This is a genomic window from Gibbsiella greigii, from assembly GCF_039540155.1.
GTDB classification, from domain to species: domain Bacteria; phylum Pseudomonadota; class Gammaproteobacteria; order Enterobacterales; family Enterobacteriaceae; genus Gibbsiella; species Gibbsiella quercinecans.
The window spans coordinates 280,651-295,545 of sequence record NZ_BAABEM010000006.1 but is presented as its reverse complement, the minus strand read 5'-3'; the positions used below and the strand labels follow the sequence as shown (position 1 = coordinate 295,545).

The window sequence follows — 14,895 nt, the reverse complement described above, 5'->3', positions numbered from 1 at the left end:
AGGTAGCAGGAAGATGAATATTCCTGCTACCTGCCGTGGATTTCCATTACACGGCAACGTCACATTCCCTCTTTTTTCTCTTTTGGGCTCCTTTCCTCTCGATAAAAAATAGAAGATATATTAGCGTTGGTTAACATAAATAACGGATAAACAATACCCATTATCGGTTTGGCGCTGGTTTGTTTTGTTGTTAATATGCCTCCAAGTTATGAGGTGTGGTCGTCACATAGTGATTTTTATGTCTCCGTCTATTACACAATATAGGTATGGGATTACGGAATTTTGGCCCTGACGACAGGCGTCGGGCCGTATTGGATACAGCCACACGCTCTGCAAAGATCATCTTTTACATGTATTACGCATGTTTAATTATTTATGTTTTATTTTGAGGCCATACGTTATGAAAATTGCAAAATTTGCCCCACTTGCGTTGATTGCCGCATCCGGTTCCGCTTTTGCTTTGGGTTTTACCAGTGAAGTCGGCAAAGATTACACCAACCTCGATATGGAACTGGGGAAAAGCAGCTCCGGCCTGTATCTGCAGGGCAACTGGACTAAAAACGTTAAAGACGGTGCGCAGGTTGGCGGCGTTGGCGCAGGTTATAACCTGGCGCTGGGGCCGTTGATGCTGAACGCGGGCGCCAAAGCGCTCTACATCGGCCCGAAAAAGGGCGATAACGGGATGGTATTCCCGATCGGCGGTGGCGTTACCTACAACGTAACCGACAGCATCGCCATTTACGGCGAAGGTTATTCTGCGCCACAAGGGTTGGGCAACAGCGTTAAAAACTACGCCGAAGCCAACGGTGGGGTCAGCTGGGCGCCATTCACCCCGCTGACGGTGAAAGTGGGTTACCGCTATGCGGGCGTTGACGGGAAAGATGGCCGCCCTGGCCATACCTTGTTCGACGGGGTTTACGCCGGTGCCGGCCTGACTTTCTAATGCGCCAGTAGGGGGTAGCCGATACTATCCCCTGTGAATCTTTTCCTCACAATGCCTGCGTTATCCTATTCTTTGTTCCTTTTCTCTGCCCCTTTTCTCCGCGCCTGATGTAAATACTTCCTCAACAATGTGAGCACGACAATTTTTCATTACCATTAAATGGTATTATAAATGCATCTTTGATTTTATTATTCTCATCTGAAAAGGTGTAACGGTGATTTTTTATCTGGTTTCTGATGACAATATGCTATTCAACGGATTGTCTACGCTATTGTTGGATGAGGGCGTTGATTACCCGTTATTGAAACGCAAGCACAGCGAATATGCGGCATGCCTGTTTATTGTTGATGCCAGAGTGGCACGGTGGGAACTGGAATTACTGCTGTATGAGCGGCCCGATGGCCATTTTATTATCTTATGTTTCTCTTCCGCTGAGCTTGAACGTTGGCGGGAAAAATATATTTGCATTGATATGTCGCTTTCTCTTGACGCCGTGCGCGCCAACCTGCGTAAGGCGATAGTGGAAGATGCCGGGAGAATACGCGTGGCGCAAACTCAGGCGCTGTTTAGGCCAGTGTTGACGGCAAAAGAGAAAGATATCTTCAGAGGGTTAATGATGGGGAAAAACGTGCACCAGATAGCGGAACTGTGCGGCTGCGATATAAAAACCGTTTACGGCCACCGGAAAAACCTGGTGGCAAAGCTCGGGTTCAATAACTTTAACCAGCTGTATTTGCATTGCCTGGGCTGAGCCGCCCCCGGCTCACCAGGGGCGGGTTTGCGCGCGCCGTTCTCAGCCTTGCAGTGTTGCCGCCAACTGCCGGAATGCCGCCACCTGATCCGCCAGGAGTTGCCGGTGGCTGTCGCGGCCCAGGAAGATCTTGAACATCGCTTTTTCTTCGTTATTGAAAAAGATCACCGAAGCGGTCTCCATCCCCATGAACTTGCGCTCAATCAGGGCAATATGCGCGCAGTTTTCCGCCTTGATATGGCCGCTCATGCCATTTTTACCCCGCAGATTAAAGTAGCCGTGGCGGTGGAAGCCGGAAGGCAGCTCGCCGGAAAACTCTAAAATCACATCGTGGTTATGCACCAGCGTGGTCACTTTCCCCCAGCCGGTGATGGCGTCCCATACGGCGTCAAATTGCTCCCCGCTGACCACCCGGTGAACCGGAACCAGCTTAACGACGGCCAGCAGCGAGGTTTGATATTTTTCCGCAATGTCTTCCAGCGTGCCATCAGGCTCTGTGCGCATAAACTCGGCCAGGGATAAGGATGGATCCGAAAGTGTCATAATAGGGTGCTCCTTTGTGGTAATGAAGTAGGGGATTCAGAATTGAGTTGGAGGATCAGTTGTTGCAGCGATTGCAGCAGATTGCTGGCCCAAAAGCGGCCTTCGTCGGTCAGGCGTATGCAGGTGCCGGCGTCTTTGGTCAGGCCGGCCTGATGCCACTGGTTTATTAACGGCGCCAGCTGCTGCGCATGCGGCGTAATTTCAGGCAATGGAATGCGGCCGATTTCAACCCCTGCTTGCAGGGCATGGCGCCACTGATGATCTGCCGTGCTGTGCATCATCATCATCAACGGCTTCTGTTGTTGCTCAATCGCCTGGTAGTACTTGCTTAACTGGCGCTCGACCATGTAGGTTCGGCCGTTCACCGAACCGCCGCCGCCTGCGCCCATCGCCAGGCAATCCGCGCCGCGTTTGATCAGCAGGTTGTACAGGTTGCGTTCACGGGTGGTGCATGCCCAATGGCTATTACTGATATGGCGCCAACCGGCGTCGTCGAGCATCTGGCAGCCCTGCAGGTAAAGATCGCGCCGTTCAAGCGGGGCAGGGATCGTGACCCGTTTGTTCTCGGCCGCTTTCGCCAACGGCGTGCCCGGCAACAAATTCAACGCGTAGAGATCCACGCCGTCCAGGCCGATGCCCTGGGCGATGGTTAAATCCTCCGCCCAGTTTTCCGCGTTTTGGCCGGGCAGGCCGAACAACAGATCGCAGACGATCGCGGCGCGATCGCGCTTGCTCAGCCCTTCAATAAAACGCCTGGCCTGCGGCCCGTCGGATGTTCGCCCCATCTGTTTGCGAATGCGGCTATTGAAGGTCTGAATGCCGATGGAAAACCGATTGGCGCCGGCGTCCAGGCAAGCGTCGATGCGATCATCATCAAAATCCAATACGCGCCCTTCAATGGTGATTTCGCAGTCCGGCGCCAGCGGCAGCCGGGCCCTTAAGGTTTGAATTATGCGGAACAAGTCCTTCGCCGCCAGCGCGGAAGGGGTACCGCCGCCGAAATAAACCGCATGAATCGGTGCGGACTGGTGGAGCGGGCTGCCGGATTCCATATCGATTTCCCGCAGCAGATATTGCGTATACTGCTCGCAACTTTCTGGTTTATAGCGGTTTTGATAAAACGCGCAGAATTTGCAATGGGTGGCGCAGAACGGCACATGCAAATAGAGCAACCTTTTGCGCGCCGGGGCCACCTGGCTGACCAGTGATTGCCATTGCGCCTGCACCTGTTCTGGCGGTATGGGCGCCGTGGGGCGCCAGGGCATGGTGGCGCGGCGATCGGTAAATGGCTGTGCACCGGCTTGCGCATAGTGTGGGGTGAAATCAATCAGTGGGGAGCCCATATAACGCCTTTGCAGTCGGTCAATTTCACGGAATTAAATGATAATAAAACTCGTTTATCAAATAAAAAGTGTCGCGATCACGAAAATAAAACGTTATAGGCGGGAAAGAATAACACTTGGATAAGATTAATTAACCTGGCTTGTCTATTTTAATCGGATTTTAACAATAACGTTCATGCATAAGCTTTATTAATATTAATGTGACATTCATAGTAAGTATATTTTTTCTTTTAATGTCACTAAGAATAATTCTTGGCATTTTGATTTTAATCAAAGTGGATTTCATTTCCGATAATATTTCTCGATCGCATTCGCCGTTTTCTGTAAAACCACAATTCAATCGATAATGATTCTCACTTGCCTTTGGGGTTGGTTGCCATGCCATGCAAAAAAACGATCTCATTTTGTGGTTTATTCCTTATTTCAGGGGGTTATGCTTTTGCACAATCCATAACCACCACCGAGGATGCGGCGCAAAGCAGCGATACGATGGTGGTGAGTACCAGCCGTTCTGAGAAATCGGTATGGGAAAGCCCGGCTTCTGTTCAGGTTATTGGCGCCGACGAATTGGGAAGGTCTACCAGCGAATCGCTTGCTGATGTGTTGCGTGATATTCCCGGCGTTGAGGTTTCTGATAATTCATTGGCTGGCCGAAAGCAAATCCGTATTCGCGGTGAAGATTCTTCGCGGGTATTGGTATTAATCGATGGGCAAGAGGTGACATATCAACGCTCTGGTATGGGCTCCGGCCCTGGGTTATTGATTGATGAATCGGCGATTGAGCGAATTGAAGTGGTTAAAGGGCCAAATTCTGTTTTATATGGTTCGCAGGCGATCGGCGGGATAATTAATTTTATTACCCGTAAAGGGGGGGATAAACCTTTTGGCGGCAGTATTAAAACCGTTTATGACAGTGCTACCAATGGCTGGAACAGTTCCGGCTCGGTGTATGGCACGGTGGAAAACTTCAGCTACCGCCTGAGCGGCAGCTATGCCGATCATGGCGATCGTAAAACGCCGGACGGCCGTTTACCGAATACCAACTATGGCAATCAAAGCCAGAGCGCCTGGCTGGGGTATACGTTAGGGCGGCACCAGTTTGGTTTGTCGGTGGATCGCTACCGCCTGGATACCCAAACCTACTTCAACGATCCCGGTTATCAAAGCTTCAGCGTTAAATTGCCGAAGCTTGAACGTGAGAAAATCGGCCTGTTTTATGACTATGATGCCGGCGGCGACTTTCTCAAAAAGATTCATCTGAATGCCTATCATCAAGTGCTGGAGCGCAAATTTGAAAATGAGATTGCCGTCAGCACGCCGTCGAATAGCCCAATGATTGGCACGGTAAACGTTGCCAACCAAACCCAGATCCATGACACGCAAAATACCCAGGGCCTTACACTGCAGAGCGATTGGGCTTTATTTGAGCGTGATGCGTTGATCCTGGGCGCGCAGTATCAGCAGGATCGGGTGAAACAAAACGCCTGGGGCAATGTGGCGACCTCTACCACCACCGGCTTCCCGTCTGCGGCCAATAAGACCACCGAGACCCATGCGAATAACCGTTGGCAACAAACCAGCTGGTCGCTGTTCGGGCAGAATGAGTGGGCATTTGCCGATAATTGGTCCTGGATTGTCGGCGCACGCCAATACTGGATGGAATCAAAATCAATCGGCGGCGATAAGCAGATTACCGATTCCTTCGGCGGCGCAAGCTATACCGCGTTCAGCGATAATTCCGTGCGCGACAACGCCTTTGTCACGGCCACGAGTTTGCGCTATTCCGGCTTTGACAATCTGCAACTGCGGATGTCCTTTGCGCAGGGGTATGTCTTCCCGACGCTGTCGGATCTGTATATTGAAACCTCGGCGGGCGGCGGCACAACGTACGGTAACCCGAACTTAAAAGCCGAACATTCCAATAACTATGAGATTGGCGCCCGCTATAAAGGCCATGCGTGGCTGATTGATACCGCGGTTTACTACGCCGAGGCCAAGGATTATATCGCCAGCCTGGCCTGCACCGGGCAGGCAATATGTAACGGCAACACCAGCACCAGCAATACGGCATATCAGTATTACGCCAATGTGAATAAAGCCAAAACCTACGGGATGGAACTGACCGCGGAATATAACGGCTGGTCGTTTGTGCCTTACGTCAGCGGTAACCTGATGCGCCGCCAGTTCGAGACGCCGACAATGAAAACCTATGATTCCGGCGAACCGATGTTGACCGGGCGTGCCGGGGTTAAGCATACGCTGGCGCTGAACGCGTTTGATGTTGAATCCAATCTGTTTATTCGCGCAGCGAGCCTGGCGAAAGACAGCACCGGCTCTGAAACGGTGCGTTACCCCGGTTGGGCGACGCTGAATTTCGCCGTCAGCACGCAATTTGGCGACGACAATCAATACCAAACTACGTTGGCGCTGAACAACCTGACGGATAAACGTTATCAGACGGCGCATGAGTCTATTCCAGCGGCGGGCTTCAATGCGGCCCTGGGCGTTGGCATGAAATTTTAAGGATTGCGGATGAAACGTCTGGTTATTGCTTTGTTGGCCGGTTGGCTGTGCGCCGCGGTGCAGGCTCAGGAACGGCTGGTGGTGGTCGGCGGCTCGCTGGTGGAAATTGTGTATGCGCTCGGCGCCGGGGATCGCGTCGTGGGGGTGGATCAAACAACGTCTTATCCGCCGCAAACGCAGGCGCTGCCGCACGTTGGCTACTGGTTGCAACTGAGCGCCGAAGGGTTGCTGGCGCTGCGCCCCGATAAACTGATTACCTGGCAAGATGCCGAACCGCGCAGCGTGCTGGAACAACTGCGCCAGCAGCACGTGGATATTATTACCTTACCGCGCACGCCCGCCACGGCGGCACAGTTACTTGGCAACATAAGAACGCTGTCGACGGCACTGGGGGCAGTGGAAAAAGGCCAGGCGTTGATTAACGATATCAGCCAGCGGCTGGCCACCGTCTCGCGCAAGGCGGCAACACAACCTGCGCCGGTGAAGGTGTTGTTCATGTTATCGGTGGGCGGCGGTTCGCCGCAGGTTGCCGGCAGCGGAACGGTGGCCGATGGTGTTTTGCGCCTGGCCGGCGGGCGCAATGTAGCCACACATAGCCAGTATCGGACTTACAGCGGCGAAGCGATTATTGCCGCCGACCCGGATGTGATCGTGGTGACCACCCAAAGCCTGGCCGGGGGCGGCGGGAAAAAACTGCTGGGCAATATTCCCGGCGTTGCCCAGACGGCCGCGTGGCGCAATAACCATATTGTAACCATCGATCAGGCGCTGATCCTGGGTATGGGGCCGCGAATCGCCCAAGCGGCGGAACAGCTCTACCAGGGCTTTTATCCCGCGAGCCGGTAACATCGTACGACCCGCGCTGTCGCTGAAAAAATTTCGCTATTTTATGGAGATTGCTAGCCCATCCCCCGCCAGAAACATGGGTTGGCTAAAATATAGTTGTATCGGGTAGTTTATTTAGATGTGGGCGACGTTGTAGCTGTGATTTTTGACGAACTAGGGCAGGTCACGCTGGTAAGCTTATCTGCTACAAAGCGTATCTTAGCTATCATATTTTCATCATTTGGTTTTGCTAGATAATAAATTGAATCAATATTTGCTACGACTGATAATTCAATAAGTTGGTTTCTCTGTTTTTTTAGTTCGTCAGGGATAGGTAGTTTATCCACTTCTTGAGTAAGATAACAGCGTTTCTGTAGCCCAATCCCAATTGATCTTGCCAATATATCTGTCGTGTATTTTGTCATAGGGGTTGGTAGTACCAGAAGATAGCAGCAGACAGCAATTAAAAATAAAATACTTTCTGGTATTTTACTTTTCTTATTTTCTGTTACAGGATGGTAAAAAGACAAGAAATTGATAAAAAAAAGAATGCCAAATATGGATAGCATCTCAATGCTGTCTGGAATATGATTTCGTCGAATAAACTCCATAAAAATGTCGGAGACGATAGCTACAGTAAGCAATGATACTGCTGGTAACCCCACGAGGAGTATTGCATTTACTCTTCGCCATGACCAGATCCCTCTGGATTCAACGTCTGTTGTAAAAAAATTATGATAGCAGAAAAGTGCTAGGGCTGTGATAATTAAATTGGATAGGAATATTATTTTATATGCTGTAAATAAAAAGGTGAATGGCCATATAGCTAATGTTAAACTCAGTATTAGCACTGGGATTGATGGGCGTTTTCTGAAAAGACTAATCTTCGATTTTTTAATCATTGCTTCGCGAACAAAATCACTGAGAGCATGATTAAAAACGGCATTTACGGTAATGACGATTGTTATAAATGTAGAGAATATGAAATATATTGCACCAAAAGAAAGGAAAATATTGGCTTTTATTAAATCGATAAAAACCACGTTGTGTGTTTTCGAGAAAATAAAAAGTTGCAGTGCGCCATAAAATATCAGGATGAATGGAATTACGCTAATGAGCTTGGTTGCTAAATTTAGCATAACATCTGCCTTGGGTAATTTTTTCTTTCTGAAAGGGCTTCTGGTTATGATTTTTCTTACTTGCATGTTGTCTCCGTAAAGGCTCAAATATAGCAGAGGGGGAGTTTGCCAAGGCTATAAAATCGTATGCAGGAAGGGGCTGTATTGCTACCTTCCTGCAACAATAAAATCTATTAACCGGCATCGGCATAACGCGCCGCGTTCTGCTGGCGGCGGCTATACAGGCTTTGTGATATCACCGCGGCCACGATAATCACCCCGCCGACGAGCGCGTGCGGTGCAGGTTCTTCCCCCAGGAACAGGTAAATCCACAGCGGCGCCAATGCGGTTTCAAGCAGCAGAAACAGCCCAGCGTTCGCCGGTGAAACAAAGCGCGTGGACAAGGCAATCAGCCCCATCGCCAGCGGCATAATCAGCGCGCCTTCCACCGCCACCCAGAGCCATTGCGTATCGCTGAGCAGCAGCGCGGTGTCGAACATCTGTTTGCCGTTGAATGCCATGATCAGCAGCGATGCCAGCACGCCGCCCAGCGACGGCAAGCCGACCGTACCGCTGTTGACCTTTGAGGAAAAGATAAACGCCAGCGCCATCGATACCGCCGTCGCCAGCGCGAAGGCGTTGGCCACCGCGCTCTGATCGCCGGATTTGCCGAACATCACGATCACCACCCCGATAATCCCCGCCAGCGCTGCCGCCATCAGGCTGCGCTCGATACGCACACCGAAGAACAAGCGTGAGATCAGCGTGGAAATAAAAGGCGTGGAGGAGATGATGACCAGCACCGTGGCGATATTGCCGCGGTTGAGCGCATTGACGAAGCAGGCCGAGGCCACGCAGAAGAATAGCGCCGACAGCCAGTTGTCGCGCGTTAACCAAGGGGTGCCGATGGTGCTGCGGCTGCGCTGCCACACCAGCCAGACGGCGAAGAACATTCCCCACATACACAACCCGCGCAGCACGACAATCAGCCAGGAGTTTGGGATGGACATCAGGCGGATAAACACGGAATCGGTGCTGAGAATAATTCCCCCTATTATCCCAATCAGGTTGCCGGGGTTTTGTTTCATGGTGTACTCCAGAGTGTTGTTAATGTTGAAATGATTTCGTCGGTGGCGTCGTGGTGCTCGCCGGCCTGGCCGCGCGCCCAACCGGAAAGCCGCAGCGTTTGCGTTTCCGGGAACCAACTGCCGCCGAGGGCTTTCGCCCGCTGGCGCTGCGCCGCATCAAGCGCCGGCAGCGCCAGACAACTGAACGGCAGGCCGGGGGCGCTTACCGAGGCACACTCGGCGCCGCCCGGGGTCGTTAGCCGGATGGCGCCCACCTGCGCCACGTTGTAGGGTTGCCATTGGTTGCTATGCACGTTTTTCAGGGCTTCCTGCAGTGGGCAGAGAGACGCGGTAGCCTCTTCAAACAGCCGTAGCTCACTGCGCAGCAGGGTACTGAACTGCGCTGTTCGCATCGCGACGATCGCCAGCCCAACGGTCAGCGAAGCGTGCTTATGCAACGGCGCAATAAAAACGTTGCTTTGCGCCACCAGGTTTTGGTGCAGGCCGGTGGCAAAGCTGTGCGAAGCGTCCACCACCGCGTTGCCGGGGCCGGGATGGATGGCATTCACCGCGCCGGTATACGGGTTGACGTGAGTGATGATGTGCATTTCCCCAGGCCAGGCGGCGTTCAGCGTGGCATCGGGGAACAGCAGATTGATCGGCTGATAATGTTCGTGGCGGGCCAGGCACAGCGTAACGTTCTGCTGACGGAACAAGTGCGACAGGATCACCATCCCGATCCGGACGGATGGGACAAAGAAGACATCGTACTCGTCCAGTTTATACAGGCGCATTAGCGCAGTACGCAGCTCATCGCGGTACTGGCCGGCCCGTTTATAAAACCGATCGCCGTGGGCCTGCTGTAGCAGCGGCGATAACGAGGAGGCATCCATCAATCGATAATCCCTTGTTGATAGAGCAGGGGCAGAATGTTGTCGCGGAAGATCGAACCTACCGCGATCTCGTTCGCCGGCTGCCGATAGTTGACCCAGGCGATCTCTTCGATCTCTGCGCTAGCGCGTGGTTGCCCGACGATCTCAACGTGATAAACGTGATTTTCAATCATCACGTTTTCAAATTCGGCGTGGCCGTGGAACAGGCCGAAAGGGCGGACGTCACGCACCCCGACGGCCAGCTCTTCCCGCAGCTCGCGGCGCAGGCAACTGAGGTGATCTTCCCCTGGGTGCAGCTTGCCTCCCGGTGAGATAAAAACCTGGGTGCCGCGCTTGCGGGTCAGAAGCAATGCACGTTGGTGCAAAATAATCGCGGCGCATTTCACAATAACTTTCACGGGATGCTCCTGCTTATACGGCCGTCAGCTGAGGGCTGGCCGCCATATCGACGAGCGTATTGCCGGAGAGGAAATTGATGATGTCTATCGCCCGCGGGGTTTTTTCCTGCAAATAAGCCAGGATCACCTCGTCGCTGGGGGTGGTGAAGCTATCGGCGAAAATACTGATGCCTTCCAGCGATTTAGTCGAAATGCCGAGCTGCAAAAGCCGGTATTTCACGTCTTCCGCCGAGCGGGCGAATTCGTAAATCGGCGAATGGTAGTGAATGCCAAATTCCGCCATCAGCGCCACCAGGTACTCTTTGGCAACCAGCCGCTGCTCCGGGAACTCTTTCTGGTAATGGGTGATGCCGTCGTTGATGGTGGTAATGCCATGGTGGCGGCAGAAATCCACCACGTGCGCGTGGATCGCCAGCTTCTCGCCGAGCAGCACCAGATTTTTGCGGTAGTTGAGGATATCCTGTTCCAGGTTTTCGATGGCGATAGAACGGAAGGCGCCGCTGATGTCTGCAACGGTATGCCCCAAGACCAGATCGCCGAACCGGGTCTTCAGTTCATCCACTCGGTGCGCCAAAATCCCGCGGTGCAGTGAACAACCGCTGTTGCCCGACCATAAATGCACCGGGATACCTTGTAACATCAGATAACAGGCTGCCAGGGTGCTATCCCTGCCACCGGTGAACATAACTAACTGGGGTTGTATCTGTGAGGAACTCATAATTACCACGTCTATGTTGCTGTACTTCGGTTAAATGAGGCGCGGGAACCCGTGTGAAAACGGCATTGGGTCACTCCGTTGGCCCGTTGCTGGTAATCAGACTAAAACGTTTCGGCTTGCGGTTGTAATGATATAATCACACACTGAATGTGAGATTTTCTAACAGGGTGGGGTATGGCCGATCTACCGTCGTTGCGGGCGCTGCACTATTTTCAGCAGGCGGCGCGCTTTGAAAACTTCAGCCTGGCGGCTGAATCGCTGAACGTGACTCATAGCGCCATCAGCCACCAAATCCGGCAGTTGGAGGCACAGCTCGCCACGCCACTGTTTACCCGCAGCCATGGGCGGGTATTCCTCACCCCGGCCGGCGAACGGCTGAAAAAAAGCTGTTTGCAGGCTTTTGGCGAGCTTGAACGTGCCTGCCATGAGATTAAAAATCAGGGCGCAAGCCCGCTAACCATCGCCTGCGCGCCAAGCTTTCTGGCCCAATGGTTGCTGTCGCGCATCGGCCGCTTCTCGGAGCGGCATGCGGATATTCCCCTGACGTTTCAAACCTGTACCGATATTGAACAACTGAAAAGCGGCTATAGCGATGTGCTGCTGCTGAGCCACGAACGGCCGGTGGATCCGGATATCGAAACCACGTTGCTGAGCGTGGATTACATCGGCCCGGTGTGTGCGCCCGATTTCACGCAGGCCTTTACCTACGCGACGGATTTTTCCACGCTGCCCCTATTGCACGCCGACACCAAGGTTCACGCCTGGGCCGAATGGGCCAGGAAAACCGGCGCCCAGGGGGATTTCTGGGCCGGCCGGCATTTTGAAAACCTGATGCTGGCTATTCAGGCCGCGCGCAGCGGGCTTGGCATCATCATGACGCCGCAAATGTTGGTCAAGAAAGATATCCAGCAAGGGACGTTGGTTGCCCCATTGGGCTTTGTGGAGGTGGATCGCGCCACCTGGATGATGGTGCATGCGCAGCGCAAGGAGGAGCGTGCTATTCGCCTGTTCTGCCGTTGGCTGTTGGAAGAGGCGGCATACGGCGAGGAATAACGGCGGCCGGTGCGCTGGCCGCCATCAGGGGGTTACATTGCCTGCCCGCTAAGCAAATCCACCTTGCTTTGCGCGCTCAGGCGCGTGATATAGGCGCTGGCGTTCGGGCCGAAGCTGATGTCTTTGACGATGCTCAACGAGCGCAGCAGCGGGAACAGGATAAAGTCCGCTGTGCTGACCTCGGTTTTTCCTGCCAGCAGCGGTTCCAGTTCGGCGAGTTTTTGCTGCACTTGCGCGACCAGCGCTGGGGTTTCCGCCGTCAGCGCGTCCAGATCGCCAAAGGCTTTTTGTTCCCGCTCCAGATAGGCCTGGCGTGCCTGCGGGGTGGCCAGCTCTTGAAAATCGCCGCGGGTGAAGCGGGGCACTGCCAGCTTGAAGATCGCGCCCGATGCGGCTTTGCCCCAGGCTTCGATCGCAGGATCGACCGGCTGGTCGGCGATTAACGGCGCCTTAAGCGCATCAACGTAATGCACGATGTCCATGCTTTCCGGCATAAAGCTGCCGTCATCCTTGGCCAGAATCGGCACCACCTTGCGCCCGACCATGCGGATCGGCGTTTCTGCATCGCCTTCCATAATCACTGCCTGCTCATAGGCAATATCTTTCAGCCCAAAGATCATCCTGGCCCGGACACAGAACGGGCAGTGTTCGTAAATGAAAAGTTTCATGGGGGATCGACCTCGTTTGTGATTGGCGAACGGTAGGTAATGGTTAATGTTATCCGCCATTATACTGTTCTATACCCTTCATACTTCAAGTTGCAGGTGCGTTGGCTTTCCTCGCTCACCCCAGTCACTTACTTATGTAAGCTCCTGGGGATTCGCTGCGTTGCCGCCTTCCTGCAACTCGAATTATTTTGGGTAGATACCCTTCATACTTCAAGTTGCAGACGGCGTAAAAAATGGCAGCCGGAGCTGCCATGGATGTGAGCACCACTCAATATACGTCGCGCAGGTAGCGCTTTTCCTTTTTGAGCTGGTTGACGTAGTCCGCGGCTTTTTCTTCGGAAAGGCCGCCGTGCTGGGCGATCGCCTGGTGCAACGCCTTATCGACATCCTTCGCCATGCGGGTTGCATCGCCGCAGACATAGAAGTGGCCGCCTTCTTGCAGCCAGGCATAAAGCTCCGCACCCTGTTCGCGCATCCGCGTCTGCACGTAGATCTTTTCGGCCTGATCGCGTGAGAAGGCCAGATCGAGCTGGGTCAGCAGGCCATTTTTCTGCCAGTGCGCCAGTTCGTCCTGGTAGATGAAATCGTGTTGATGGTGCTGATCGCCAAACAACAGCCAGTTTTTGCCTTTGGCGCCGCTGGCCTGGCGTTCCTGCAAGAAGGCGCGGAACGGCGCAATACCGGTGCCGGGGCCGACCATGATCAGCGGCGCATCGCCGTCGGCGGGCACACGGAAGGCTTTATTCGGCGAAATGAAGATGGACGGTTTTTCGCCGCGCCGGACGCGATCGGCCAGATAGGTCGAGCATACACCGCCACGCGCCCGGCCGGCGCTGTGGTAGCGTACGGCAGCCACCGTCAGGTGCACCTGATCGGGGTGGGCTTTCTGGCTGGAGGAAATGGAGTAAGCGCGGTGCTGCAATGGGCGCAACTGCGCCACAAACTCCTGCACGCCGATCGCACGGCTGGGATCCAACTGCAGCAGATCGAGCGTGTCTTTGCCCCACAGCCAGACCGCCAGCGTGTCTTTATCATCATGCTGCAGAATATGGCGCAGCTCTTCGTTGGCCGTATATTGGCCGACCCATTCAATCAGCTTGCGTGACGGTTCGCTGATTTCAAACTGGTAGGTCAGCAGATCGCCCAGGCTGCTGTCATGGCCGGGAACCGGCGTGTCATACGCCACGTTCAGGCGGGTGAGCAGCAGATTGACCAGCGCCGGATCGTTCACCGGGATCACCCCTAACGCATCGCCGACTTCATAGCGAAGCCCACTGCCGGCCAGATCAAACTCAAGGTGGCGAATGTCTTTGCCGGAGAGCTCGCCGGACAGGCGCTGGTTGGTGACCAGGGCCGCCGCATAAGGGTTATGTTTGTTGCTGCCGGGGATCGCCGGGGCCTCTGGGGCGCTGGCGAGCGCCGTACCGCTGCCGCCCGCGCTGGCGGAAAACTGCGGTATCGCGCTGCCGATCCAGTCGCTGGCTGGCTGTTCGTACTCCACGTCGCAGTCGACGCGATCTGTCAGCCGCTTGGCGCCCAGTTGTTCCAGGCGCATATCGATGAATTTGCCCGCCTGGCAAAAACCGTCATAGCTGGTGTCGCCAATCGCCAGTACGGCGAAGTGCATCTGCTCCAGGCGCGGTGCCGTGCTGGCGGAAATCGCATCCCAAAATAGCTGGGCGTTGTCCGGCATTTCGCCTTCGCCGTAGGTCGAGGTGATGATCAGCACGTGACGCATGGTCGCGAAGACGTCAAGATCGACTTCCCCCAACGCCTGAACCACCGGCACCATCCCCTTGGCCCGTGCCGCGGCGGCGGCGTTCTGCGCCAGCGCTTCGGCATTGCCGGTTTGGGAACCGAACAGGATATGAAGCTGTGCCGCATTAGCCGTGCCGGCGCTGCCTGCGGCCGGCTGGGTGCCTTCAATAACTAACAACCGCGAGTGCAGCCCGGCGAGAAACCCCGCCAGCCAGGATTTCTGTTCACCGTTAAACGGTGCGTCTTCAGGAATGAAGGGTATTTTCATGGATATAGGTTCTCAATTCCGTCTTT

At 54.1% G+C, this 14,895-nt stretch carries 14 protein-coding genes; 5 read left to right on the top strand and 9 right to left on the bottom strand.

The genetic code is table 11. The features are described from left to right. Positions 1-400 precede the first annotated feature (400 nt). A complete protein-coding gene (locus AC559G_RS04615; protein WP_498911641.1) occupies positions 401-943 on the top strand; it encodes a YfaZ family protein in 543 nt (180 codons plus the stop codon). 214 nt (positions 944-1,157) lie between these two features. Next, on the top strand, positions 1,158-1,694 hold the full coding sequence (locus AC559G_RS04610) for a helix-turn-helix transcriptional regulator (protein WP_498911639.1): 537 nt from the start codon (positions 1,158-1,160) through the stop codon (positions 1,692-1,694). Positions 1,695-1,736: 42 nt separating this feature from the next. Here AC559G_RS04610 and hutX read toward each other — a convergent pair whose 3' ends face one another. Both hutX and hutW read right to left on the bottom strand, forming a co-directional pair. Further along, positions 1,737-2,237 (bottom strand): heme utilization cystosolic carrier protein HutX, encoded by a 501-nt coding sequence (hutX, locus tag AC559G_RS04605; RefSeq protein ID WP_438598970.1) that lies wholly within the window; start codon positions 2,235-2,237, stop codon positions 1,737-1,739. Next, positions 2,234-3,580, bottom strand: coding sequence for a heme anaerobic degradation radical SAM methyltransferase ChuW/HutW (hutW, locus tag AC559G_RS04600; RefSeq protein ID WP_498911637.1), 1,347 nt, complete (start codon positions 3,578-3,580; stop codon positions 2,234-2,236). The genes hutX and hutW overlap by 4 nt, the downstream gene beginning before the upstream one ends. A 378-nt stretch (positions 3,581-3,958) precedes the next feature. On the opposite strand from hutW, the gene AC559G_RS04595 reads away from it, so the two are divergent. Together AC559G_RS04595 and AC559G_RS04590 are read left to right on the top strand one after the other, a co-directional pair. Then, entirely contained in the window at positions 3,959-6,103 is a 2,145-nt protein-coding gene (locus AC559G_RS04595) for a TonB-dependent receptor plug domain-containing protein (protein WP_498911635.1), read from the top strand. 9 nt (positions 6,104-6,112) lie between these two features. Next, positions 6,113-6,949: a heme/hemin ABC transporter substrate-binding protein gene (locus AC559G_RS04590; protein ID WP_498911633.1), complete on the top strand. Its 837-nt coding sequence runs from the start codon at positions 6,113-6,115 to the stop codon at positions 6,947-6,949. A 110-nt stretch (positions 6,950-7,059) separates the two neighbouring features. On the opposite strand, the gene AC559G_RS04585 is transcribed toward AC559G_RS04590, so the two are convergent. The 5 genes from AC559G_RS04585 to AC559G_RS04565 form a co-directional block, all read right to left on the bottom strand. Then, positions 7,060-8,133 carry a hypothetical protein gene (locus tag AC559G_RS04585; protein WP_498911631.1) on the bottom strand — a complete coding sequence of 358 codons (1,074 nt, stop codon included), beginning with the start codon at positions 8,131-8,133 and terminating at the stop codon, positions 7,060-7,062. A 107-nt stretch (positions 8,134-8,240) separates the two neighbouring features. Next, positions 8,241-9,134 (bottom strand): DMT family transporter, encoded by an 894-nt coding sequence (locus AC559G_RS04580; protein ID WP_498911629.1) that lies wholly within the window; start codon positions 9,132-9,134, stop codon positions 8,241-8,243. After that, positions 9,131-10,006, bottom strand: a complete 876-nt coding sequence (locus AC559G_RS04575; RefSeq protein ID WP_498911950.1) for a DUF6024 family protein — start codon at positions 10,004-10,006, stop codon at positions 9,131-9,133. The genes AC559G_RS04580 and AC559G_RS04575 overlap by 4 nt, the downstream gene beginning before the upstream one ends. Then, positions 10,006-10,404, bottom strand: coding sequence for an NUDIX hydrolase (locus AC559G_RS04570; protein WP_498911627.1), 399 nt, complete (start codon positions 10,402-10,404; stop codon positions 10,006-10,008). Before AC559G_RS04570 ends, AC559G_RS04575 begins: the two co-directional genes overlap by 1 nt. A 13-nt stretch (positions 10,405-10,417) precedes the next feature. Next, the gene (locus tag AC559G_RS04565) at positions 10,418-11,089 is read right to left on the bottom strand and encodes a hypothetical protein (protein WP_498911949.1); all 672 of its coding nucleotides are present in this window, start codon (positions 11,087-11,089) and stop codon (positions 10,418-10,420) included. A 207-nt stretch (positions 11,090-11,296) separates the two neighbouring features. On the opposite strand from AC559G_RS04565, the gene AC559G_RS04560 reads away from it, so the two are divergent. Beyond that, a complete protein-coding gene (locus tag AC559G_RS04560) occupies positions 11,297-12,175 on the top strand; it encodes a LysR substrate-binding domain-containing protein (protein WP_279022735.1) in 879 nt (292 codons plus the stop codon). Positions 12,176-12,207: 32 nt separating this feature from the next. Here the strand turns inward: AC559G_RS04560 and grxB are convergent, their stop codons facing one another. Both grxB and AC559G_RS04550 read right to left on the bottom strand, forming a co-directional pair. Next, positions 12,208-12,843 carry a glutaredoxin 2 gene (gene grxB / locus AC559G_RS04555; protein WP_498911625.1) on the bottom strand — a complete coding sequence of 212 codons (636 nt, stop codon included), beginning with the start codon at positions 12,841-12,843 and terminating at the stop codon, positions 12,208-12,210. A gap of 268 nt (positions 12,844-13,111) precedes the next feature. After that, a complete protein-coding gene (locus AC559G_RS04550; RefSeq protein ID WP_416260925.1) occupies positions 13,112-14,869 on the bottom strand; it encodes a sulfite reductase subunit alpha in 1,758 nt (585 codons plus the stop codon). Positions 14,870-14,895: the final 26 nt, after the last annotated feature.

What these genes read in the sequence shown, in the direction of transcription:
- AC559G_RS04595 (WP_498911635.1), top strand. Translation starts at nt 3,959, where the DNA reads ATGCCATGCAAAAAAACGATCTCATTTTGTGGTTTATTCCTTATTTCA.
- AC559G_RS04585 (WP_498911631.1), bottom strand. Translation starts at nt 8,133, where the DNA reads ATGCAAGTAAGAAAAATCATAACCAGAAGCCCTTTCAGAAAGAAAAAA.
- hutW (WP_498911637.1), bottom strand. Translation starts at nt 3,580, where the DNA reads ATGGGCTCCCCACTGATTGATTTCACCCCACACTATGCGCAAGCCGGT.
- grxB (WP_498911625.1), bottom strand. Translation starts at nt 12,843, where the DNA reads ATGAAACTTTTCATTTACGAACACTGCCCGTTCTGTGTCCGGGCCAGG.
- AC559G_RS04575 (WP_498911950.1), bottom strand. Translation starts at nt 10,006, where the DNA reads ATGGATGCCTCCTCGTTATCGCCGCTGCTACAGCAGGCCCACGGCGAT.
- AC559G_RS04550 (WP_416260925.1), bottom strand. Translation starts at nt 14,869, where the DNA reads ATGAAAATACCCTTCATTCCTGAAGACGCACCGTTTAACGGTGAACAG.
- AC559G_RS04560 (WP_279022735.1), top strand. Translation starts at nt 11,297, where the DNA reads ATGGCCGATCTACCGTCGTTGCGGGCGCTGCACTATTTTCAGCAGGCG.
- hutX (WP_438598970.1), bottom strand. Translation starts at nt 2,237, where the DNA reads ATGACACTTTCGGATCCATCCTTATCCCTGGCCGAGTTTATGCGCACA.
- AC559G_RS04615 (WP_498911641.1), top strand. Translation starts at nt 401, where the DNA reads ATGAAAATTGCAAAATTTGCCCCACTTGCGTTGATTGCCGCATCCGGT.
- AC559G_RS04580 (WP_498911629.1), bottom strand. Translation starts at nt 9,134, where the DNA reads ATGAAACAAAACCCCGGCAACCTGATTGGGATAATAGGGGGAATTATT.
- AC559G_RS04565 (WP_498911949.1), bottom strand. Translation starts at nt 11,089, where the DNA reads ATGTTCACCGGTGGCAGGGATAGCACCCTGGCAGCCTGTTATCTGATG.
- AC559G_RS04590 (WP_498911633.1), top strand. Translation starts at nt 6,113, where the DNA reads ATGAAACGTCTGGTTATTGCTTTGTTGGCCGGTTGGCTGTGCGCCGCG.